General features: G+C 66.9%; 16 protein-coding genes. 11 read left to right on the top strand and 5 right to left on the bottom strand.

Going from position 1 to position 19,751, the window contains the following annotated elements; translation table 11 throughout:
* Positions 1-157: 157 nt before the first annotated feature.
* Positions 158-1,509 (bottom strand): IS3-like element ISStma2 family transposase gene (locus ACSYS9_RS00450; protein ID WP_132809301.1). Its coding sequence is split into 2 segments (ribosomal slippage): positions 158-1,062 and positions 1,062-1,509, totalling 1,353 coding nucleotides; the frame shifts between segments, so codons are not numbered across the junction.
* A 219-nt stretch (positions 1,510-1,728) separates the two neighbouring features.
* On the opposite strand from ACSYS9_RS00450, the gene ACSYS9_RS00455 reads away from it, so the two are divergent.
* Positions 1,729-2,343, top strand: coding sequence for a DUF938 domain-containing protein (locus tag ACSYS9_RS00455; RefSeq protein ID WP_071228825.1), 615 nt, complete (start codon positions 1,729-1,731; stop codon positions 2,341-2,343).
* On the opposite strand, the gene ACSYS9_RS00460 is transcribed toward ACSYS9_RS00455, so the two are convergent.
* From ACSYS9_RS00460 to ACSYS9_RS00470, 3 genes are all read right to left on the bottom strand, one after another.
* A complete protein-coding gene (locus tag ACSYS9_RS00460; RefSeq protein ID WP_071228824.1) occupies positions 2,344-3,666 on the bottom strand; it encodes a type II toxin-antitoxin system HipA family toxin in 1,323 nt (440 codons plus the stop codon).
* Between the two features lie 3 nt (positions 3,667-3,669).
* A complete protein-coding gene (locus ACSYS9_RS00465) occupies positions 3,670-3,927 on the bottom strand; it encodes a helix-turn-helix domain-containing protein (RefSeq protein WP_004134030.1) in 258 nt (85 codons plus the stop codon).
* A gap of 157 nt (positions 3,928-4,084) precedes the next feature.
* Positions 4,085-7,771, bottom strand: a complete 3,687-nt coding sequence (locus tag ACSYS9_RS00470; RefSeq protein ID WP_071228823.1) for an indolepyruvate ferredoxin oxidoreductase family protein — start codon at positions 7,769-7,771, stop codon at positions 4,085-4,087.
* A gap of 168 nt (positions 7,772-7,939) precedes the next feature.
* On the opposite strand from ACSYS9_RS00470, the gene ACSYS9_RS00475 reads away from it, so the two are divergent.
* On the top strand, positions 7,940-8,575 hold the full coding sequence (locus ACSYS9_RS00475) for a tetratricopeptide repeat protein (RefSeq protein WP_032128715.1): 636 nt from the start codon (positions 7,940-7,942) through the stop codon (positions 8,573-8,575).
* Between the two features lie 589 nt (positions 8,576-9,164).
* On the opposite strand, the gene ACSYS9_RS00480 is transcribed toward ACSYS9_RS00475, so the two are convergent.
* Complete coding sequence (locus ACSYS9_RS00480) at positions 9,165-10,649, bottom strand: AAA family ATPase (RefSeq protein WP_071228822.1); 1,485 nt, start codon at positions 10,647-10,649, stop codon at positions 9,165-9,167.
* Between the two features lie 123 nt (positions 10,650-10,772).
* On the opposite strand from ACSYS9_RS00480, the gene ACSYS9_RS00485 reads away from it, so the two are divergent.
* The 9 genes from ACSYS9_RS00485 to ACSYS9_RS00525 all read left to right on the top strand — a co-directional run bounded on the left by ACSYS9_RS00485 (position 10,773) and on the right by ACSYS9_RS00525 (position 19,745).
* Positions 10,773-11,402 carry a ParA family protein gene (locus tag ACSYS9_RS00485; protein ID WP_010487235.1) on the top strand — a complete coding sequence of 210 codons (630 nt, stop codon included), beginning with the start codon at positions 10,773-10,775 and terminating at the stop codon, positions 11,400-11,402.
* A gap of 49 nt (positions 11,403-11,451) precedes the next feature.
* On the top strand, positions 11,452-11,928 hold the full coding sequence (locus tag ACSYS9_RS00490; protein WP_005407539.1) for a SixA phosphatase family protein: 477 nt from the start codon (positions 11,452-11,454) through the stop codon (positions 11,926-11,928).
* A gap of 4 nt (positions 11,929-11,932) precedes the next feature.
* The gene (locus tag ACSYS9_RS00495) at positions 11,933-12,550 is read left to right on the top strand and encodes a YceI family protein (RefSeq protein WP_071228821.1); all 618 of its coding nucleotides are present in this window, start codon (positions 11,933-11,935) and stop codon (positions 12,548-12,550) included.
* A complete protein-coding gene (locus ACSYS9_RS00500) occupies positions 12,547-14,598 on the top strand; it encodes a phospholipase D family protein (protein WP_071228820.1) in 2,052 nt (683 codons plus the stop codon). The genes ACSYS9_RS00495 and ACSYS9_RS00500 overlap by 4 nt, the downstream gene beginning before the upstream one ends.
* Positions 14,599-14,608: 10 nt before the next feature.
* Positions 14,609-15,043, top strand: coding sequence for a hotdog fold thioesterase (locus ACSYS9_RS00505; RefSeq protein WP_032128719.1), 435 nt, complete (start codon positions 14,609-14,611; stop codon positions 15,041-15,043).
* A 120-nt stretch (positions 15,044-15,163) separates the two neighbouring features.
* Complete coding sequence (locus ACSYS9_RS00510) at positions 15,164-15,955, top strand: lysophospholipid acyltransferase family protein (protein WP_071228819.1); 792 nt, start codon at positions 15,164-15,166, stop codon at positions 15,953-15,955.
* Positions 15,956-16,007: 52 nt separating this feature from the next.
* Complete coding sequence (locus ACSYS9_RS00515) at positions 16,008-16,997, top strand: YheT family hydrolase (RefSeq protein WP_071228829.1); 990 nt, start codon at positions 16,008-16,010, stop codon at positions 16,995-16,997.
* Positions 16,998-17,053: 56 nt separating this feature from the next.
* Positions 17,054-19,123, top strand: coding sequence for a tetratricopeptide repeat protein (locus tag ACSYS9_RS00520; RefSeq protein ID WP_071228818.1), 2,070 nt, complete (start codon positions 17,054-17,056; stop codon positions 19,121-19,123).
* A 10-nt stretch (positions 19,124-19,133) separates the two neighbouring features.
* Entirely contained in the window at positions 19,134-19,745 is a 612-nt protein-coding gene (locus ACSYS9_RS00525) for a YbhB/YbcL family Raf kinase inhibitor-like protein (RefSeq protein WP_049423164.1), read from the top strand.
* The last annotated feature ends 6 nt before the right edge of the window (positions 19,746-19,751 follow it).

Raw genomic sequence — 19,751 nt, forward strand, 5'->3', positions numbered from 1 at the left:
ATTGATATCTGACAGTTGTGTCGACCAACGGTCGACACCTACCAACAGCACACGAAATCTGTCAGAGGCGGGGCGGTGTGGGTGGGCAGGACCGTTGGCGCCATGGATGGCGCCATCGAGCCCCCATGGTGAAGTGACCCCCGAGACTTGGACGGGGTCAGGCGGCCGATTGGGCCTGCTCCCGGTACTTTACCGGGCTCAGACCTTTCAGTTTCAGTTTGATGCGTTCTTCGTTGTAGTACTGGATGTATTCCACCAGCCCAGCCTCCAGACTCTCGAGGCTGTCAAAGCTGTTCAGGTAGAAGAACTCCGACTTCAGCGTTCCAAAGAAGCTCTCCATCGCCGCATTGTCCAGGCAGTTGCCGCGCCGGGACATGCTTTGCTTCAACGAGTGCTTTTCCAGCATGTGCCGGTAGTTTTCATGCTGGTACTGCCAGCCCTGGTCGGAGTGGATCATGGGGCGCTCATCCGGGGAAAGCTTCTTGATGGCCTCCTCCAGCATTTGACCCACCAGATCAAATACGGGCCGACGCTTGATCTGATAAGCCACGATTTCGCCGTTGTAGAGGTCCATGATCGGCGACAGGTACAGCTTCATACCCTGCACCTTGAACTCGGTCACGTCAGTCACCCACTTCTGGTTGGGCCGCTCTGCATGGAACTGGCGATTGAGGTCATTGCCAACCACAACATTGGCCGCCCCCTTGAAGGCCTGGTAGCGCTTCACACGCACCCGCGATTTCAGCCCCATCTCCCCCATCAGGCGCTGAACCCGCTTGTGATTGGTCCGATGGCCCTGATTGGCTAATTCCAGCGTCACCGTGCGATAGCCATAGCGCCCTTGGCTTTGATCGTAGATTGCACGGATGCGCTCGCACAGGGCTGCCTCATCCTGATCCGGATGGGCCAGGACATGGTTCTGGTAATAGAACGTACTGCGTGACAGCTCAGCTGCTTCGAGCAGAAGCGACAGCGTATGAACCTGCCTCAATCCTTGGACGGCTTGCGCTTTGCGTCCTGCGCCGCCTGCTCTTCCCGGATCAAGGCATCGAGTTTTTTTAGGTAGTCGGTCTCCGCACGCAGATAGGCGACTTCCTTGAGCAGCTCATCGCGGCTCATATCTTCAGGCGGCTTGGACGAACGGGTCTTCTTCATCGGCTTTCGGGGCGGCGGCGGAGGGGGTGCCAACGCTTGGGCACCGCCTTGAGCATACAGGCGCCGCCATCGCCCCACCGCGCCGGCATCGCCAATTTGAAAGTAGGTGGTGGCCTCGCGCCCGGACAGGCCGTCCTGGCTCATCTTCTCCAGGACAGCCAGCTTGAACGGGAGGTCATAGGACCGGGCCTGGCGATGAAATCCCCGCCAACCATGCAGCCGATAGGTCGCCACCCAGCGCCTGACCGTGGAGAACTCCAGGCCGTGGCGACGGGCAATGGCTTTGACCGATGTGGAGGTCTTGCAGGCCTCTTTGGCGACCTGCAGTTTGAAACGCGCGTCGTATTTGTTCATGTATCCCTCGGGGTTGGATCTAGCGTCCAACTCCCGGGGGTCACTTCATGGATGGGTTTACGGCGTGTCCTGACCACCCACACCGCCCCGCCATCCCACGGAATGCCCGCTTCTGACGTTGACGTTGTCCTGGCCTGAAGCAGGTGCAGGGCTGCAAGCCCTGCCGAGCAACACCCCCTCGTGCACAATGGGGCCGACCCCGCCTGGACACCGTCCCTGATGTCGAGCAAGCCGTATTCAGAAGCCTGCGAGCGCAACCGCGAACCCATCGCCACCGCACTCGACCCGTGGATGGGCGACCGCCATCGGCTGCTGGAGATCGGCAGTGGCACCGGCCAGCACGCGGCGTTCTTCGCCGAGCGCTGGCCCTGGCTGCGCTGGCAGCCCAGCGATCATCCGGACCATCTGCCCGGCATCGAGGCCTGGCGTGCGGAGGCGGCGTTGCTGAATCTGCTGCCGCCGGTGGCACTGCAGGTGGAACTCCCCCCGGCGCCGGGCCTGTCGTTGCCCGAGGGCAGCACGTTCGATGCCGCATTCAGCGCCAACACGTTGCACATCATGGGTTGGGAGCATGTGCAGGCGCTGTTCGCCGCGTTGCCGTCGGTGCTGCGGCATGGTGCGCTGCTGGCGGTATACGGCCCGTTCAACTACGGCGGCCGCTACACCAGCGACAGCAACGCGCAGTTCGATGCCTGGCTGAAGGCGCGTGATCCACGCAGCGGCATCCGCGATGGGGAAGCGGTGCAGGCGCTGGCGGCGGACAACGGCTTCACCCGCCTGGGTGATGTGGCGATGCCGGCCAACAACCGCCTGCTGCTGTGGCGGCTGGGGTGATCAGGCGTCCGGCGACATGCTGGAAAGGCGTGCCGCCGCAGCGCGCAGCCCGTTGAAAATGGGTTCGGACACGTTTACGGGGAAATCACTTGGGAGCTGACGCGTGACCTGCTCGATGGCGGGTTCGACGGCTGCGATCAGCGCTTCGATCCACGGCTCCGCACCATCAGCGACACCACAGGCGCGTGCGGTTTCGTTCCAATGGCGTCGTCGCACAAGGTGCAGCTTCCGGTGGCGATTCTTGCCCTGGACGGACATGGCGAGCTGTGCATTCCGCGGGTCGAGCTGGTTTGGCCCCCTACCCAGGATGGGATGCACCGACAATACGTCGTAGACGGGTGTCAGGCGGAAGCGTCCACCGGCTTCGAGGTAAACACTGAAGTTCTTGGCATGTCCATCGGTTGCAGCCAACATCCAGAAAAGAATCTGCGTCTTGAAGAAGGTCGCCCGATCCTCGAAATGCTCGGATTGTCGAAGCAGATCCATGATGGTCACGATGCCTGGGCCGCCATCGGATTCATACTTCCTGGCAGCGGGCAGACCGAAGACCTGGCACATGTCTTCCTGCGGCAGCCGCAGCCACCACCGGCGATCCGCAGAAAGGCGGCGGTCGAATCGCTCCACAATAAGCGCGCGTTCGTCCTTGAAGCGTCCCATCTGCGTATTCGCAACGGGGATTCCAAAGGCGGAAAGCAGTTGCATGCACAGCCATTCGTTCTCGACGGATTGGTGCATGTCCGCCCGCATGTTGCCCACAATGCCAAGCGGCAGCTTGAAGATATGGGTGGATGGGGTACTGCCGGTAGGAATGCACCACTGGCCAGCATGCAGCAGAAGTCCCGTCTTCTCCTGCGCACCGGCGATGGATATGCGGAACGCATCATCACTGGTGGGTGCGCCAGGTAGATTCCCTGCCGTCACCTGACGCAGGATCGCAGCGACGCCTGATTCGTCCAACGCTTCGCACGTAATCTGCTGGATGTCCCCCGGTGTATGCGAAAGCGGCAGCAGTTGCACTGCGCCGACGCAATCCCGGCCAATGGCTTCGAGAAGATCGAATGTGTCGCTGCTGCGCGTGGAGAACCTGTCGCGGATCCGGTTGCGGATGACGGCGTTGTCGGGAAGAAGGTTGTCGAAGTAGTTGTTGACGACATCGCCCCGATGGCTCTCACCCTCCGGGAGCAGGGGCAGTGAGAGTGACAACGGCCGGGACTGGGCGGAGCTGATCCACGAGTCGACGTACGAAAGCCGGGAAGAGCCGCTCCGGACATCATCCCAGAGCGCGACCTCGACACCATTCATCCAGACCCGCAGCGTACCCATGGCTCACCACTCCAACGTTGACGTTGTCTCCGGGGGGCTTCGCTGCTGCAATCTGACTTCCAGACCCAGCACTGCCCAGACCCGCATCAGCCGTTCGAAGCTTGCCGATGCCGGGTCGCGCTCCAATGCGCCTACTGCCTGGCGGCTTATGCCGAGCTGTGCCGCCAACTGCGCCTGGCTCAGGCCCGCCTGGCGCCTGAACGCACGCATCAGCGGTGCCAGTTGTTGAGGTGTCCTCACCGTGTGCAGCGGCCTGTCCATATCGGCAGTCCCCTAGAAAGTGACCGTACGCGAACGTGTACGCAAAGGATAGGTTGCATTACCACAAGCAACCTATCTCTTTCCTTCGCTGGAGGCAACCTATCGATTGCTATTTCAATATGCAATCAATAGGTTGCTTTCGTGCCGTCAGCGGTGCTCAAGCCACCTGCACGATATGCAGCGCCTTCGGGTTCCACCACTGCGCCAGCAGGGCGGCTTCGCGCGCCTTGGCCTGCTCGAAATGCGCTTCCTTGACGTGGCCGAAGCCGCGGATGTGCTCGGGCACGCTGGCGATCTCCACCGCCAGCGCCAGGCGGTCGTCATCCAGGCCGTCCAGCAGCAGCTGCACGGTGGCCTCGTAATCGCCGATCAGCTTGCGCTCCATGCGGCGTTCCTCGGTGCGACCGAACACATCAAGCCGGCCGCCGCGAAGGAACTTCAGCTTGGCCAGCAGGCCGAAGGCCTTGAACATCCACGGGCCGTATTCCTTCTTCAGCAACCGGCCCTGCTCGTCCTTCTTGGCGAACAGCGGCGGTGCCAGGTGGAAGCGCAGCTGGTAATCGCCCTCGAACTGCTGCTGCAGGCGGCGCTGGAAGTCGCCGCTGGTATACAGGCGGGCCACTTCGTACTCGTCCTTGTAGGCCATCAGCTTGAACAGGTAGCGGGCTACCGTCTCGGTCAACGCGGTGGAACCGCCGATGCGCTCGGCCTCGGTGGCGCGCACGCGTGCCACCAGATCACGGTAGCGGTTGGCATAGGCAGCGTCCTGGTAATCGACCAGGAAGGCGGCGCGACGCTCGATCATTTCGTCCAGCGAACGCGACAGGCGTGCGTCGTCCAGCGGCAGGAATGCCACGTCGCCACCGTGCGAGGGCAGGCTACGCAGTTCGCGTTCGTCGCCGGTGTTGCGCGGTGCGGCGGTGGCACCCCATTCGTTGCCCTCCCACTCGCCCGGCGGCAGCGGATGCAGCGGGCCCGGGGTGGATTCGGTATCGGTGTGGCGGTTGCGTACCAGGCCGGCGGCCTGCTGCACGGCCTGCGGGTCGACCACGGCCAGGCGGCCCCAGGCGAAGGCCTGCTGGTTCATCGCCACGGCCGCACCGTTGAGCTCGATGGCGCGCATCAGCGACTCGAACGACAGCGGCACCAGCCCCTGCTGCCACGCATAGCCGAGGATGAACAGGTTGGCGGCGATCGCATCGCCCAGCAGCGCGGTGGCCAGCTGGGTGGCATCCAGCAGCAACGGCTCCTGGCCGCCCAGCGCCACGCGCACGCCGGCCACGATGTCGGCGGCGGGGAACTGCATGTCCGGGCGGGTGGTGAAGGTACCGGGCATCGCTTCGTAGGTGTTCAGCACCACCTGCGAACGGCCGGCACGCACCTTCGACAGCGCCCAGTAATCGTTGACCACCACCATGTCGCAGCCCACCACCAGGTCGGCTTCGCCGGCGGCGATGCGCACGGCGTGGATGTCTTCAGGGCGACGGGCAATGCGGATATGCGTGGTCACCGCGCCGCCCTTCTGTGCCAGGCCGGTCTGGTCGAGCACGGTCGCACCCTTGCCTTCCAGGTGGCCGGCCATGCCCAGCAGCGCGCCGATGGTCACCACGCCGGTACCGCCGACGCCGGTGATCAGGATGTTCCAGGGCTGTTCGAGGGTGCCGCGGATGGCCGGTGCCGGCAGGTTGTCCAGCAGGGTGGAAGCATCGCGCTTGCTGCCCTTGCGCGGCTGGCCACCGTGCACGGTGACGAAGCTCGGGCAGAAACCGTTCACGCAGGAATAGTCCTTGTTGCAGTTGGACTGATCGATCTCGCGCTTGCGCCCGAACTCGGTTTCCTTCGGCAGCACCGACACGCAGAAGCTCTTCTTGCCGCAGTCGCCACAGCCTTCGCAGACCAGCGAATTGATCAGCACGCGCGTCTGCGGATCTTCCAGCTTGCCGCGCTTGCGGCGGCGGCGCTTCTCGGTGGCGCAGGTCTGTTCGTAGATCAGGATCGAAACACCCTTCACCTCGCGCAGGCGCTTCTGCACCTCATCCAGCTCGCTGCGGTCGTGGAACTCGACGTCGCTGGGGAAGTGCTCGCGCTGGCCGGTCCACTTGCCGATGTTGTCCGACAGCACCACGATGGTGTGGATGCCTTCGGCGCGCATCTGCTTTGCGATGTCGGGCACGCTCAGCGGGCCGTCCACCGGCTGGCCGCCGGTCATCGCCACCGCGTCGTTGTAGAGGATCTTGTAGGTGATGTTGACGCCGGCGGCGACCGCCTGGCGGATCGCCAGCGAGCCGCTGTGGAAATAGGTGCCGTCGCCCAGATTCTGGAATACGTGCGGGGTGTCGGTGAACGGCGCCTGCCCGGCCCAGGTCACGCCTTCGCCGCCCATGTGGGTGAAGGTGTCGGTGCTGCGGTCCATCCAGGTCACCATGTAGTGGCAACCGATGCCGGCCAGCGCCCGCGAGCCTACCGGCACCTGGGTAGAGGTGTTGTGCGGGCAGCCCGAGCAGTAGTGCGGTACGCGCGGGAAGCTGGCGCGCGGCAACGCAAGCTCGGCTTCCTTCTCCTGCATCCACTGCAGGCGCTGCTCGATCGATTCGTTGTTGAAGAACTTCTGGATGCGGCGACCGATCACGCCGGCGATGGTGGCCGGCGTCAGCTCACCGGTGGACGGCAGGATCCATTCGCCGCTTTCATCGTACTTGCCGACGATGGACGGGCGCTGGCCCCAGCTGGCCGGCCAGTTGAAGAACTGTTCCTTCATCTGGCGCTCGATGAAGGCACGCTTCTCCTCCACCACGATGATGTCTTCCAGGCCCTGCGCGAAGCGCGCGATGCCCTGCGGTTCCAGCGGCCAGGTCATGCCGACCTTGTACACGCGGATGCCGATGTCGGCGCACGCGGCTTCATCCAGGCCCAGGTATTCCAGCGCCTGCAGCACGTCCAGGTAGCTCTTGCCGGTGGTGACGATGCCCAGCCGCGCGCGCGGCGCATCCATCACCACCTTGTCGATGCCGTTGGCGCGGGCAAACGCCTGCGCCGCCTTCACCGCATAGCGGTGCAGGCGCATTTCCTGGTCCAGCGGCGGGTCTGGCCAGCGGATGTTGAGGCCACCCGACGGCATCTCGAAGTCTTCCGGCAGCACGATGCGGCGCGCCATCGGATCGACCTGCACCGACGCCGACGATTCCACCGTCTCGGCGATGGTCTTGAAGCCGACCCAGCGGCCGGTATAGCGGCTCATCGCCCAGCCCAGCAGGCCCATGTCGAGGATGTCCTGCACGCCGGCCGGGTTCAGCACCGGCATCATCGCGCTGACGAATTCGTCCTCGCTGCCGTGCGGCAGCGTCGAGCTGCGGCAGGCATGGTCGTCGGCAGCCAGCGCCAGCACGCCGCCGTAGCGCGAGGTGCCGGCGGCATTGGCGTGCTTGAACACGTCGCCGCAGCGGTCCACGCCCGGGCCCTTGCCGTACCACATGCCGAACACGCCCTGCACGTTGGCGCCGGGGAACAGGTTGGTCTGCTGGGTGCCCCACACCATGGTGGCGCCCAGGTCCTCGTTCAGGCCCGGGGTGAACTTCACCTTGGCTGCTTCAAGGTGCTTGCGCGCGCGCCACAGCTCCAGGTCGAAGCCACCCAGCGGGCTGCCACGGTAGCCGCTGACAAAGCCGGCGCTGTCGATGCCTTCGGCGGCGTCGCGCAGCCGCTGCATCAGCGGCAGCCGCACCAGCGCCTGCACGCCACTCAGGTAGATCCGCCCCTCGCTGCGGGTGTACTTGTGGTCGAGCGTGTAATCACGGTCGAGCAGGTCGGCGGACGAGGGCGAAGTGAGTTGCGCGGTACTGGTCATGGCTGGCCCGGTAGGATCGGCTGGCACCGGCCGCGTGCAGGCACGCGGCGGGAAAGGCGCGAATTGTAGCAGCGGGGCCGCGAGGCCCCGGCACTCGCGCCCGCGGCGGTGCTGGGGTTAGGATCGGGGAGAGAGAGGGAGGCTGCAGTTGCGGCCTGGGGAGAAGGGATGTCAGTTCCAGGAAAGATCCTGGCCAGCGTGCTGCTGGCCTCGGGAGTGGCCACTGCGTGGGCCGCGCCGGCTGTGCCGGCACCACAGGAGTTCTACTTCGACAACGACCTGGCGGCCACGCCGATGGTGGCGGTGCAGGGCGAGGGCGATGAGCTGGTGGCCCAGCTGGTCAAGCTGCGTGAGCGCGGCCGCCGCGCGGTGGAAGCGACGGTGCAGCTGGCATCGGTGGCCGGCGCGCAGGGCCGTGGCGAGCTGGCCGAGCAGCTGTATGGCGAGGCGATGAAAGAGGCGCCGGCACAGAGCAGCAGCGGCCGCAGCGTGCGCTGGAACTACGGTTGGGACCTGCTGCGCCAGGGCAAGCCGGAGGCGGCGCTGGAACAGTGGCTGGTATCGGCCAGCAACGCCCGTACGAAGCCCACCTGGGTGCCACCGACCTATGCGTTGGCATTGTGGCGGATGGGGCAGAAGCAGGAGGCGGTGCAGTGGTATGCGGCTGCGGTACGCACCGAGCCGACGCAGTGGAGTACCACGGCCAACTATGGGCAGCTGCTGCCGCAGTGGCGTGAGGATGAGCGCGCGTCGCTGGCTGAGGTGCAGCAGGCCTGGGCGGCCGCACCGCCTGCCTGGCCCTGAGGGAAGGGGTTCGGCCGGGTTGCACCCGGCACCCGCAGAGGCAACAGCTGAAGCAACAGCAACAGCCGAAGCAACAGCGGGCTTCCTGCGGGATGGCGGGGCACTGTGGGTTTGCGGGGCCGCCGTAAACCCGTCCTGGGGGCTTGGTCGCCGCATCCATGCGGCTCACACCCCGCAAACCCACAGTGCCCCGCCTTCGACAGATTCCGGCAGCTGTTGGTAGGTGTCGACCTTGGTCGACACGATGTCCACGCCATGCGCGAATGAATCCACATCGGAATCGAGTATTCGATATCTGATCGAAATGCAGCCGAGTGTGGGCTCGGCTCTACAAAGAGCGGCCGGCCAAGCGCTTTTGCCTTTGCTTCTGCTCTTCTTTTTTCTTTTCCGTGGCGGACGCACCCGGAAATTGTCAGAGGCCGGGCGGGGTGGGTTCGCGGGGGTGTCCGCGGCATGGATGCCGCGGCCAAGCCCCCATGGACGGGTTGACGGCGTCCCCCGCGAATCCATCCCGCCCGGCCAAGCGCGGCTTTTGATGTTCACAGTCAACCAGCCGCCACGAGGGGCTGCGCCGTTCGCTGGAAACCCCTCAGTCGTCCGCGGAAACCGTCCGCCCCGACGCCCACGCCCGCAGTGCCTCTACCTGCTCGGCCATCAGCACCGACAGCGGTCGCGTGGCGCGGATCTCGTTCATCAGCAGCTCGGTGTCCAGCGGCCGGCCTTCGGCGTGTGCCGCATACAGGCCAGCCACGATCGCCTGCTCGATCTCGGCGCCGGAGAAGCCATTCGCGGCCGCCGCCAGCGCGGGCAGTGCGAAGTCGTCGGCGTTGAGCTGGCGCCGGCCCAGGTGCAGCCGCAGCAGTTCCACGCGCACGTCAGGCGAAGGCAGATCGACGAAGAAGATCTCGTCGAAGCGGCCCTTGCGCAGCAGCTCGGCCGGCAGTTCGTGCACCTGGTTGGCGGTGGCGACGATGAACACCGGCGCCTTGCGTTCGGCCATCCAGGTCAGCAGGTAACCGAGCACGCGGCGTGACACGCCGCCATCCTCGCCACCGCTGGCCAGGCCCTTCTCGATCTCGTCCATCCACAGCACGCAGGGCGCGAGTTGTTCGGCCGAGGCCAGTGCCTGGCGCAGGTTGGCTTCGGTCTCGCCGTGGTACTTGTTGTACAGCGCGCCCACGTCCAGGCGCAGCAGGGGCACGCCGAAGCCGGCGGCGGTGGCCTTGGCCAGCATCGACTTGCCGCAGCCCTGCACACCCAGCAACAGCATGCCGCGCGGCGGGTCCAGCCCGGCCGGGGCGGAGCCGGCAATGAAGGCCACGCGCCGCTGGTTGATCCAGCGCTTGAGCCGGTTGGCGCCGGCCACATCGCCGAAGCGCGCGCTGTCATGCTCGAAGAACAGGTGGCCGCTGCGGTTGAGCAGCTCGAACTTCAGCCGCGCCAGCTGCGGCAGGTCGTCGTCGCGCAGTGCGCCGTCGGCGTAGATCAGCTGGCGCGCGATGCGCCGGGCATCGACCAGGCTCAGGCCCTGCAGGTTCTTCAGGATCTTCTTGACCGCTTCGCTGTCGACTTCAACCCGGCGGCCGCCATGCTCGCGCGCATAGGCGTCGGCCTCCTCGCGCAGCATCTTCAGCAGGGCATTGGCATCGGGCAGGCGCGGGTTGAAGCGCACCGCCAGCGCTTCCAGCTCGGCCGGCAGCTCCACTTTGGCACCGATCAGCACCAGCACATGCGGCTCGCTGTGGCGGCGCTGGATCAGGTCGCGAAGGGCGCGCTGGTGGCTGGCATAGCCCAGGTAGGGATGGAAATCGAGCAGCAGGTAGACGCCGCGCTGGTCGGCCTGGCGGATCATCTGCAGGGCCGCGCTGGCATCGGGCGGCCCGACCGGCGGGTCTTCGCTGTCCAGGTCGATCCGGCGCAGGCCCTCGGTGATCGACCAGCGGTGCAGGGCCCGCCATACGTGCATCAGCGTCTGCCGGAACAGCTCGACGATGCGACCTTCGTCCTGGGTCTCGATGACGATCAGTGGGGTATTGGCGCGGATCAACGCGCTCAGATCCTGCAGTTCGCTCATGCCGGTTCGATCCTTCGGGGGCGCCACGATAGCAAAGGCGATGGCCGCTGGTTCAGCACGACGCTACCTACCGTCACCATCACCGGTGTACGCTCGGGGCACGTACCCGGAAGCGAGGCTGGCATGAAGACGATCCTGGTGGCCGGTTCCAAGGGCGGGGTGGGCAAGACCACCGTCGCCACCCACCTGGCCGCGTACGCGGCATTGCAGGGCAAGGCCACGGTGATTGCCGATGCCGACCCGCAGGGTTCCAGCACCCGCTGGGCACAACGCCGTGCCGGGCTGGAAAGCGCGGTGCTCCCCATCGACGTGTATCGGAAGAAGCAGTGGGCGCAGAAGCTGCCCGACGGCACCGACACCGTCATCATCGATGCGCCGGCCGGTGCCCTGGCTGACGATATTCCCCATTTCCTCGACGCAGCCGACGCGGTGGTGGTACCGGTGCTGCCCTCGGCGCTGGACATCGAAGCGATCGTCGGCTTCCTCAACAGCCTGGCCCAGAACCCGCGCGTGCACAGCCGCAAGCTGCCGGTGGGGCTGGTGCTCAACCGTACCAAACCATGGACCCAGACCTCGCAGCAGGCGCTGCAGATGCTGGGTGAATGGCCGTACCCGGTGGTCGCGCAGCTGCGCGACAGCCAGAGCTATGTGGTCATGACCGGCCTGGGCCGCAGCCTGTTCGACTACCGCTCGGCCCAGGTGCGCGAGCACCAGGCCGACTGGGAGCCGCTGCTGTCCTGGCTGAAGCTTTGATGCCTGCGTCACTCTTTCTGCTGCATCCTCTTCTTCATGGAAACCCGCGATGCGTGAACTGATCCTGCTGCGCCATGCCCATGCCGAACCGGCTACCCCCGGCCAGGCCGACCTCGACCGGCCGTTGTCGCCGGTGGGGCTCGCCGAAGCCGAAGCCGCCGGCAAGTGGCTGAAGGAGAACAACCTGCTGCCGGACTGCGTGCTGTGCTCACCGGCGCGGCGCACCCGGGAGACCCTGGAAGCCGTGCTCGGCACCATCGGCTATGTCGAGAAGCGCCTGGAAGACCGCATCTACGAGGCCACCCCCGGCACCCTGGCGGCGCTGGTGGACGACCGCCGTGACCTCGACCGGGTGCTGATCGTCGGCCACAACCCCGGCCTGGAGCGCCTGGTGGCGTTGATGACGGAAGGCACCAGCAGCGACTATCGCGGCATGCCGCCGGCCGGCATTGCCGTGCTCGGCTTCCCGCGCGAGGCCTCGATCGAGCCGGGCGTGGCCAGCCTGAACGCGTTCTGGTGGCCGTGATCCAATGAGCCTGGCGCGGCGCAGTCGCTTTCTGCTGCCCGTGCTGCTGGCTTCCGGCGCGGCCTGGGCTGCCGCGCCACCGCCAACGCCCTTGCCGCCGGTGGTCGCTGAAGCGCACCGGGTCCTGCACCTGGATACCAAGCGCTCCCAGATCGGTTTCGAGGTGCGGACCCGCTTCGGGCAACGCATCGAAGGCCTGTTCCCGCACTTCGAGGGTCGCATCGAGATCCTCTCCGACGGCCGCCATCAGGTGCACCTGAAGATGTTCACGCGCTCGGTCGAGATCCCCGGCAAGGCGCGCTACACCGGCTGGATGCGCGGCGAGGAGTTCTTCGACGCAGGCCGCCACCCGGTGGTCGAGTTCGACTCGCTGCCGTACTGGCCGGAGACCGTGGAAGACGGGGGCGACATCAACGGGCGGCTGACCCTGCGCGGGATCAGCCACCCCGAGACACTGAAGGTCGAGAAGGCGGATTGCGCCCGACCCGGCTATGATTGCGACGTCGTCAGCCGCGGTACCGTGCAGCGAGGCCGGTATGGAATGGACAGCTGGCAGCTTGCCTTGAGTGACCGAGTGACCTTCGTATTGCGAGCGCGCCTGAGCGAGGCGCCGAAACCGTGAACCTCCTGCTGCGTGTACTGGCGCTGGCAACCGTGTTGCTGGGCAGCGGTTGTGCATCGCTGTCCAATGCCGAGCGCGACCGCGCCGAAGCGATCGCCGTGCAGGCGCGCTCGATCCAGGTCGACTGCCAGCGCGCCGACCGCTGCGCACAGGATTCGCCGCTGCGGGCGTTGGCAGGCCGGGCGTTCACCGAATCCACCCCGGAGCAGCCGCGCCACTACGCCACCCTGCTGGACGAGGGGGAGGGCGCCCTGGTGGCGCGCCTGAACCTGCTGCGCAGTGCCACCCGCAGCATCGACCTGCAGACCTACATCTTCGACAAGGACGACAGCGCGCGGCTGGTCATCGACGAACTGCTGGCCGCGTCGCGGCGCGGGGTGAAGGTGCGGGTGCTGATCGACCAGCTCTCGGCGATCTCCGACCTGGAGATCCTCGGCGCGCTGTCCGGTGCCCACCAGAATTTCCAGCTGAGGGTCTACAACCCGACCTTCGGCAAGGCCCGGCTGAACTACTTCGATTACGCCGGCAGCGTGCTGTGCTGCTTCCGTCGCTTCAACCAGCGCATGCACAACAAGCTGCTGGTGATCGACGATGCGATCGGCGTGGTCGGCGGCCGCAACTACCAGGACGACTATTACGACTGGGATCGCGAGTACAACTTCCGCGATCGCGACGTCATGATCGCCGGCCCGGAAGCGCGGGCGATGGCGGCCAACTTCGATGCGTTCTGGCGCGCCAAGCGCAGCGTGCCGGCCGAGCGCCTGAATGACGTGGGCCGCACCCTGCTGCGCGAAGGCGTGCCGGTGCTGCCGCCCGCCACGTTCCGCCGCCCGGAGCGGGTGCAGCGGGTCAGCGCTGAAGCCAATGACATGGAGTTCGTCACCCGTTCCTTCGTGGATACCGCGCTGCCGGTGGCCTCGGTGCGCTACGTCGCCGACCTGCCGCGCAAGCACCGCCGCGAGAAGGCCGATGCCCCGCTGGCCGGCCAGCACGTGACCGAGCCGCAGCTGGATGCACTGATCGCCGGCGCGCAGAAGGAAGTGATCCTGCAGACGCCGTACCTGGTGCTGTCCAAGCCGGCGCAGAAGCTGTTCCGCGAGCTGCGCAAGCGCCCGCAGCCGCCGCGCGTGGTGGTGTCCAGCAACAGCCTGGCGGCCACCGACAACCCGATCGTGTATGCGCTGTCGTACAAGTACAAGCGACGCAACATGCGCGAACTGGGCTTCAACATCTTCGAGTACAAGCCGTTCCCGCTGGATGCACCGGTCGACTACCGCAATCTGCTGCCCGACCCGATCGCCGCGCCCGGAGGCGACGACGACGGCGGGCGCAATCCGCTGATCGGCGGCAGCGCCGCTGGCAGCAATGCCGGTGGTGGCAGCGACGGGGATCTGGCCGCGCCCCGCAAGCAGGTGGCGGTGCATCATCCGCGTACCGGCAGTGCCTACCAGAACGCGCGCGAACGTCGCCGCGCCGCCGGCAGCGAGGTGGAAACGCGCCTGCTGCGCACCGAGACGCGTCCGTCGTTCCTGGGCAGCAAGGCGGTCAACAAGCCGTTGCCGGTCACCCGCAAGGGCGCCCGCATGGGCCTGCACGCCAAGTCGCTGGTGGTCGATCGCCGCATCGGCGTGGTCGGCACCCACAACTTCGATCCGCGCAGCGAGAACTACAACACCGAAGGCGCGGTGATCATCGACGATCCGGTGTTTGCCGAGCAGCTGGCCGAGAGCATCCTGCGCGATACCCATCCGCAGAACTCGTGGACAGTGGCGCCGCGGGCCAAGCCGCCAGTGTTGTCGGGCCTGAACTACAGCGTCGGCAAAGCCTCCGAAGCGCTGCCGATCCTCGACTTCTGGCCGTGGCGCTACGCCACCGACTACGAGTTCAAGCCCGGTCCGGACTGCCCGCAGCCGCTGCCACGGCAGGACCCGGCGTTCCACAACTGCTACGTCGCCGTCGGCGACTTCCCCGAAGTCAACGTCGGCCCGAAGTGGCTGCTGGTGCGCATGCTGACTGCATTCGGCGCCGGCCTCGTTCCCATCCTCTGAAGGTGCCCGCATGACCCAGGTGTTCCGCGAAGCCGTTTCCATCGAGCAGCTCAACGCGCTCAGCCGCAACACGGCGATCGAATCCCTCGGCATCGTCTTCAGCGCTGCGGGCGAAGACTGGCTGCAGGCCACCATGCCGGTGGACGAGCGCACCCGGCAGCCGTACGGCATCCTGCACGGCGGTGCCTCGGTGGTGCTGGCCGAGACCCTGGGCAGCAGCGCCGGCAACCTGTGCGTGGATACCGGCAAGCAGATCTGCGTGGGCCTGGAAATCAACGCCAACCACGTGCGCGCCGTGCGCTCGGGCACGGTCACCGGCACCGCCCGCGCGCTGCACGTCGGCCGCAGCACCCAGCTGTGGGAGATCCGCATCGAAGACGAGCAGGGCCGGCTGGTGTGCATCTCTCGGCTGACCCTGGCGGTGGTGGCCGCCGGCCACGGTTGAGCCCCCGGCGGGCGTGTTGACGGCGGCAGAACCCAGCGTTCCCCGCCGATTGCCCCGGTCAATGGCGGTTATGGCCTAAATCGGCTGGCAGCTGCTGCGGCGCTCCGGTATCGTGCGCGGATGACTTCCCCCACTCCGGCCCCCCGTGGCGGCGTGGCGCGTGTGTGCCGTTACCTGTACCGCGTACCGCTGCTGTTGGTCCACATCATCGTGTTCCTGCCGCTGATCCTGATCGGCATGCTCCCGCCGTGGGGCGAGCTGCGCGTGGGCGAGGATACCTTCGGGGCGAAGGTGGTGAACTGGTGGCAGGGCGGCCTGATGTGGATCTTCGGCTTCCGCCTGTCACGGGTGGGCCAGCCCTTGCCCGGTGCCGTGCTGTTCGTCGCCAACCACGTCAGCTGGGTCGACATCTCCATCCTGCACAGCCAGCGCATGATGGGCTTCGTCGCCAAGCGCGAGATCGCCAGCTGGCCGCTGGTCGGTTGGCTCGCTGCGCGCGGGCAGACCATCTTCCACCAGCGCGGCAACACCGAATCCCTCGGTGGCGTGATGCAGGTGATGGCCGATCGCCTGCGCGAAGGCAAGGCGGTGGGCGTGTTCCCGGAAGGGCGTACCCGTGGTGGCCACGAAGTGGGCCCGTTCCATGCCCGCATCTTCCAGGCCGCGGTTGAGACCGGCGTGCCGGTGCAGCCGGTGGCTCTGGTGTACGGGCTCAAGGGTGACGCACAGACCATCGTGGCATTCGGCCCGGGCGAGAGTTTCGCCGCCAATTTCCTGCGCCTGCTGGGTGAGCCGGCGCGGCATACCGAAGTGCATTTCCTGGAGCCGATCGGTACCCAGGACCTGGAAGGCCGTCGACGCATCGCGGAAACCTCGCGCGCGCGCATCGTGGCGGCCATGAGCACCGGCTGAGGGCACGGTGGCCCTGGTCCCGCCACCCGTCCTGGACGCCGGTACACCGACGTTGCATGCGACTGACTACCAGCCGCCGCGCTGGCTGCGCAATCCGCACCTGCAGTCGATGCTCAGCTCCAGCCGCATGCGCCTGCAGCGCGGCCTGCTGCTGCTGGCGGCCACCGGTGCGGTCAGCGAAGAGCTGATCCTCGATGGTGGTGATGGCGTGCGCCTGCAGGGCTGGCACAGCCATGTCGAAGGCCGCGAGCCCAAGGGCATCGCGCTGCTGCTGCATGGCTGGGAAGGCAGTGCCGAATCCAGCTACATGCGCATGGCCGCCGCGCGCATGATCGAGCAGGGCTTCGACGTGGTGCGGCTGAACTTCCGCGACCACGGCAACACCCATCACCTGAACCCCGGCATCTTCCACTCCAATCTCATCGATGAAGTGGTGCACGCCGCGGGCGATATCGCCCAGCGCTGGCCGCAGCTGCCGCTGGTGGCCGCCGGTTATTCGCTGGGTGGCAACTTCGTGCTGCGCCTGGCCCTGCGCGCGCCGGCGGCCGGCGTGCCGCTGCTGCGCGTCGCCTCGGTGTGCCCGGTGCTGGACCCGGCGCTGACGATGGAGAGCATCGAGAACGGCCCGGCGATGTACGACTGGTACTTCCGCCGCAAGTGGGCCGGCTCGCTGCGCCGCAAGCGCGATCTGTTCCCCGAGCTGAGCGACTGCGACGACCGCGTGCTGAAGCTGGACATCCGCGCGCTGACCGCCTGGCTGGTCGAGCGCCACACCAGCTTCGGTTCGCTGCAGGCCTATTTCGACGGCTACTCGATCGCCGGCGACCGCCTGTCGTCCCTGCAGGTACCGGCCGACATCCTGATGGCGCAGGATGACCCGGTGATTCCGTACGCGACCTTCAGCAACTGGCAGCTGCCGCGCCAGGCGCGCCTGGAAACCGCCTGCTGGGGCGGCCACTGCGGGTTCATCGAAAACTGGCGCGGCGACGGCTTCTCCGAGCGCTGGGTGGCGCAGCGCCTGCAGCGGGTGCTGGCGGGCTGAACCGGCACCGGTGCGTGGACCGCTACAATGCGGGTTTGCACTTGAACCGGACCGCCATGCAAGACCAGATCATCCAAGCGTTGCGCCAGAACCAGGCCGACCAGGCCGTGCAGCTGGCCCAGGCGTGGACCCGTGATGAACCCGGCCAGGCCGAAGCCCACCGCTGGCTGGCGCTTGCGCTGCAGCAGCAGGGCAAGGCCGAGGATGCGATGGAGGCGCTGCAGCAGGCGTTGCAGCTGGCCCCCGATGATGCCCAGCTGCACCTGCAGCACGCTGGCCTGCTGCTCGCCCTGCGCCAGTATCAGGGCGCTGACGAAGCGCTGGCACGTACCACCGGGCTTGACCCGAATTCCTTCGCCGCCTATCTGATGCAGGCGCACCTGGCGATCGGCCGCAACGACTTCGATGAAGCCCAGCGCCTGTCCACGCTGGCCTCGCGCGTAGAGCCGGACCACCCGGAACTGCTGACCATCGACGGCATGATCGCGCTGCGCCGCGACGACCCTGATCGTGCGCTGACGCTGCTGTCGGCGGCCAACCAGGCGCAGCCCAACGACACCCGCGTGCTGTACGCACTGGGCTTCGCCTACCTGGGCAAGGACATGCTTGCCTTCGCCGAGCAGGCGTTCCGCCGCGTGCTGGAACTGAACCCGGCCATCAGCTCGCTGCATGGCCTGGTAGTGCAGTTGGCGCTGCGCCAGGGCAACCTGGAGGCGGCTGCCGAAGCGATGCAGATCGCGCTTCAGCAGGAAGGCATGGATACGCCGTCGATGCGTCGCCTGGCCGGTGAACTGTCGCTGCGCGGCGGCCAGCCGCTGCAGGCGCTGGACCATCTGCTGCCGTTGCTGGAATCGATCCCCGACGACCGCCAGGTGCTGCAGCTACTGCTGATGTCCTGGCAGCGCCTGGGCCGCGAAGACGAGGCCCGCGCGCGCCTGGACGCTGCCCTGGAACAGCATCCGCAGCTGCACGACCTGTGGCTGGCACGCCTGGCCGTGGAAGAAGTCGGCAGCCCGACCGCCGCGGCGACCGTGGAGCGCTGGATGGACGCGATGCCGGGTCATCTGCCGGCACTGGAAGCACGCCTGCGCCTGCATGACATGGTGGGCGAACACGAACAGGCCGAAGCCATCGCCGAACGTATCGTCAGCCTCGAACCGGGCCGCGTCAGTGGCGAAACACGCCTGGTCGAAGGCCTGCTGCAGCGTGATCCGGTTGCCGCGATCGCGCGCGTGCAGGCGCTGATCGACAGGGCGCCGGACGGCCATCGCGCCGACCTGCGTACCTGGCTGGGTGAAATCCAGGACCGCGCTGGCCAGCCGGAACAGGCGCTGCAGACGTGGATGGCGCTGCAGGCCGACCAGGCACCGCAGCGCCTGCCGCTTCCGCCGCAGGCCAAGGCGCCGCCGAGCTGGCCGGAGAAGGGCGAGATCGACAGTGATGCCAGCTCCGCGCCGATCTTCCTGTGGGGTGCGCCGGGTTCGGGTGTGGAGCGGGTTGCGACCGGCCTGGCGGCCGCCAGCCCGGTGCTGCGCAGCGACCGCTACACCAGCAATCCGCCGGATGATGCATTCCAGAACTACCACACGCTGCAGGACCTCGCCTCCGGCGTGCTGACCCCGGAGCGGCTGGTGCAGCGCTGGCGCGAGCAGCTGCCGGCGCGTGGCCTGCAGGGCGATGCCGTCATCGACTGGCTGCTGTGGTGGGACAACGCCCTGCTGTGGGCGCTGCGCCCGCAGCTGCCGCAGGGACGACTGGTGCTTGTGCTGCGTGACCCGCGCGACATGCTGCTCGACTGGGTGGCCTACGGCGCTGCCGCTCCGCTGGCGATGACCTCGCTGGCTGAAGCCAGCGAATGGCTGGCGCGCGGGCTGGCGCAGGTTGCCACCCTGCATGAGGAAGAACTGTATCCGCACGTGCTGCTGCGCATCGACCAGATCGGCAATGATCCGCACGCGATGGCCGAGCAGCTGGGACGCCTGTTCGAGCGGCAGATGCCGCCGGCCGCACAGCTGGGCGCACCGCGCTTCCCGCCGGGCCACTGGCGCAACTACCGCGACGTGATGAGCGCCGCCTTTGCCAAGCTCACCCCGATTGCGGTGCGCCTGGGTTACCCGGAAGAGTAAGGAGAAGCCGATGCAACTGAGCAGCCACAGCCTGACCAACGGCGCGCCGATCGACCGCGCGTTCGCCGCCGGCGATGCCACCGGTTTCGCGCCGGACCGCAATCCGCACCTGGCCTGGAACGGCGCACCGGAAGGCACGCGTTCGTTCCTGCTGGTGTGCGTGGACCCGGATGTGCCGACCGTTGCGGAAACGGTCGGCCGCAGCGACATGACCGTGCCGCGCGACCAGCCGCGCTGCGACTTCGTGCACTGGGTGATGGCCGATATTCCGGCCTCGGTGCAGGAGATCGCCGCCGGCAGCTGCAGCGATGGCTTCGTGGTGAAGGGCAAGACCGCACCGGCTGGCCCGGCGGGCAGCCGCCAGGGCCTGAACGACTTCACCGGCTGGTTTGCGGGCAACCCGGACATGGCCGGCGATTACCTGGGCTATGACGGCCCGTATCCGCCGTTCAACGACGAACGCGTGCACCGCTATTTCTTCCGCGTGTTCGCGCTGGATGTGGCCTCGCTGGAACTTCCGGCGCGCTTCACCGCCGCCGACGCATATCGCGCCATGCACGGCCACGTGCTGGCCGAAGCCGCACTGCATGGCACCTACACGTTGAACCCGGCGCTGGGCTGAGCGGCA

Origin of the sequence: Stenotrophomonas sp. STK17_22 (assembly GCF_051983905.1) — a bacterium.
Taxonomy (GTDB): domain Bacteria; phylum Pseudomonadota; class Gammaproteobacteria; order Xanthomonadales; family Xanthomonadaceae; genus Stenotrophomonas; species Stenotrophomonas maltophilia_A.

Coding starts and splice junctions, on each gene's coding strand:
- ACSYS9_RS00455 (WP_071228825.1), top strand. CDS start 1,729: ATGTCGAGCAAGCCGTATTCAGAAGCCTGCGAGCGCAACCGCGAACCC.
- ACSYS9_RS00460 (WP_071228824.1), bottom strand. CDS start 3,666: ATGGGTACGCTGCGGGTCTGGATGAATGGTGTCGAGGTCGCGCTCTGG.
- ACSYS9_RS00465 (WP_004134030.1), bottom strand. CDS start 3,927: ATGGACAGGCCGCTGCACACGGTGAGGACACCTCAACAACTGGCACCG.
- ACSYS9_RS00470 (WP_071228823.1), bottom strand. CDS start 7,771: ATGACCAGTACCGCGCAACTCACTTCGCCCTCGTCCGCCGACCTGCTC.
- ACSYS9_RS00475 (WP_032128715.1), top strand. CDS start 7,940: ATGTCAGTTCCAGGAAAGATCCTGGCCAGCGTGCTGCTGGCCTCGGGA.
- ACSYS9_RS00480 (WP_071228822.1), bottom strand. CDS start 10,649: ATGAGCGAACTGCAGGATCTGAGCGCGTTGATCCGCGCCAATACCCCA.
- ACSYS9_RS00485 (WP_010487235.1), top strand. CDS start 10,773: ATGAAGACGATCCTGGTGGCCGGTTCCAAGGGCGGGGTGGGCAAGACC.
- ACSYS9_RS00490 (WP_005407539.1), top strand. CDS start 11,452: ATGCGTGAACTGATCCTGCTGCGCCATGCCCATGCCGAACCGGCTACC.
- ACSYS9_RS00495 (WP_071228821.1), top strand. CDS start 11,933: ATGAGCCTGGCGCGGCGCAGTCGCTTTCTGCTGCCCGTGCTGCTGGCT.
- ACSYS9_RS00505 (WP_032128719.1), top strand. CDS start 14,609: ATGACCCAGGTGTTCCGCGAAGCCGTTTCCATCGAGCAGCTCAACGCG.
- ACSYS9_RS00510 (WP_071228819.1), top strand. CDS start 15,164: ATGACTTCCCCCACTCCGGCCCCCCGTGGCGGCGTGGCGCGTGTGTGC.
- ACSYS9_RS00520 (WP_071228818.1), top strand. CDS start 17,054: ATGCAAGACCAGATCATCCAAGCGTTGCGCCAGAACCAGGCCGACCAG.
- ACSYS9_RS00525 (WP_049423164.1), top strand. CDS start 19,134: ATGCAACTGAGCAGCCACAGCCTGACCAACGGCGCGCCGATCGACCGC.